Annotated in this window: 3 protein-coding genes; 2 read left to right on the top strand and 1 reads right to left on the bottom strand. The window is 58.3% G+C overall.

Going from position 1 to position 1,901, the window contains the following annotated elements; translation table 11 throughout:
* Window positions 1-234, bottom strand: a 234-nt coding sequence (locus ACZM96_RS10865) for a hypothetical protein (RefSeq protein ID WP_489489075.1), incomplete at its 3' end; no start/stop codon positions are given.
* 257 nt (window positions 235-491) lie between these two features.
* Between ACZM96_RS10865 and ACZM96_RS10860 the strand changes: the two genes are divergently transcribed.
* Window positions 492-1,070, top strand: a complete 579-nt coding sequence (locus ACZM96_RS10860; protein ID WP_489489074.1) for a fibrobacter succinogenes major paralogous domain-containing protein — start codon at window positions 492-494, stop codon at window positions 1,068-1,070.
* A 27-nt stretch (window positions 1,071-1,097) separates the two neighbouring features.
* Window positions 1,098-1,499 (top strand): VOC family protein, encoded by a 402-nt coding sequence (locus ACZM96_RS10855; RefSeq protein ID WP_489489073.1) that lies wholly within the window; start codon window positions 1,098-1,100, stop codon window positions 1,497-1,499.
* Window positions 1,500-1,901: the final 402 nt, after the last annotated feature.

Genomic DNA, 1,901 nt, shown 5'->3' with positions numbered 1-1,901 from the left:
GGAGGACGGCGGCAGATCGAGTCTGGCGAAAAGCTCGGAGGTGCGGACTTTGTCCAGACCGTCGTGCTGAAGTCTGGCGGAGAGGCTCTGCCAGTTGTCGAGCTGGTGGTTGTTCATGGAAACGGCCGGACGCATGTCCGTCTGCACGACTGGGCGAGGCTGTCTGGCGGAGCAGGCGGAAAGCGAGAGGGCCAGAATTCCGAGAAGAAGGAGAGAAAGTTTGGGTGAACGCATGAACATATCCTTGTTTGCCGGTATGATGACTTGCGTATGACGGGAGGTCATTAAAGTCGGGCGGCCCGGTTGTGTCAAGCCGGAAAAGCAGGGGAGGGCATGCTCGGAAAAAGGCGGGGCGCGTTGAGAAAAGGGAGGCGGCAAAACGCGCGGAACGCGTTGGCACAGGCGGTCTGCTTTGGCTGTCCATCTTGTCGGAGCGGAGGATTTGCGTTATAGAAAGGGCACTTTTCAGGCTCCCAGCATCAGGATTTTTCATGAAAAAAGCAGTCGCCGCCGTCGTTGTCAGTTGTATGATTCCTTTTCTTTCAGCGCCGTGGAAAGCCGGCGCGGCCGTTCCGACGTCGGAGAGTGTAAAAACAGCAAGTCCGAGCTGGGAAGACCGCTATGTGAAGGAAGCCCGCATCACCATAGAAAAAGGCGTGATGAGCGTGATGAACGGACTCAGTACACCCGAGCAGCTTCAGGAGTCCGTGAATTATTTTTGCCGCACATGGAACGATCACTGGGCGGATTCGCAGCTGTTCATTCTTCAGGACGAGAGGGATATTGATGTGTACGGCAATCTGTATTCTCTGCAGGTGCTGTGCCGGACGCTGAGACTTGCGGCGGAAGACTGGCATGACGCGGAGCAGAGTTCCCGCTCGGAAGAGACGCTGGAAAAGGCGCTCTGGCTGGAGAAGCAGAGCGGCCTGCTGGCCTCGCCTGTGGGGGAAATCATATCGCGGCAGAGCTACAGCGACTATCTGCCGAGGCGCGTGGCCATCATGCAGGAACAGTTTCCGTATGTGGATGAATTTTATAAACTTCACTCCTTTCGCTCCGTGCTGCGCTGAGCGTGGGAGAATCAGGGAGACAGCGATATGAGCACAGGTCTGCACCATGTGGCCATGGCCATTCAGGACAACGACGTGTACGAGCGCACGGTGACGTTTTATCGGGAAGTGCTCGGATTTGCGCTGTTGAGAAGCTGGGTCAATCCGCCGCGCCGTGTCACCATGCTTGACATGGGCAGCGGCATTCTGGAAATCGTGTACGGCGCAACGGGCTCCGGAGAAGGCGTGTTTTCGCACCTTGCGCTTCGCGTGGAGAGCGCCGCCGAACTCGACGCCGTGCTTGAGCGCTGCGTGAAGGCCGGATGTTCCCTGACCCGTCCGGCAAGGGACGTGGAGGCCGTGCAGGATGACGGCGGAATTTTCCGTTTTCGCAACGGCTTCTGTCAGGGGCTTGCCGGGGAGAGTCTGGAGTTTTTCTGCGAATACTGATCGGGCAGAGGCGTGCTGAGTCTTTGACGCATTTTCGGCGTCGCCTGCCGACGAGCTGCGCGGGGCAGAGTGTCTGCCGGGCGTTGCATCGGGAAGGAGATCGTTTCTATTGTCGCCGCACAGTTTTTGAGCGGACGAAGCATCGTCGCACATGAAAGAAAAGGCCGCTTCCGACATACGGAAGCGGCCTTTTGACGGAGCAGTTGTTGTTACTCCGAACGGGCGAACATCAGGCGACATGCCGGAGCGTTCGCGTCATAGCCGGTGGTCGGAATATCCGTGCCGACCGGTCGAATTTGTCAGGCGATGCGCTTGATCCAGCCTTCGGGGGCTTCGATGCGGCCCATCTGGATGCCGGTAAGCGTGTCGTACAGCTTGGAGAGCACGGGGCCCATGGCGTCC

Source organism: Mailhella sp. (assembly GCF_057866825.1).
This window is presented reverse-complemented; position numbering and strand designations above follow the sequence as displayed.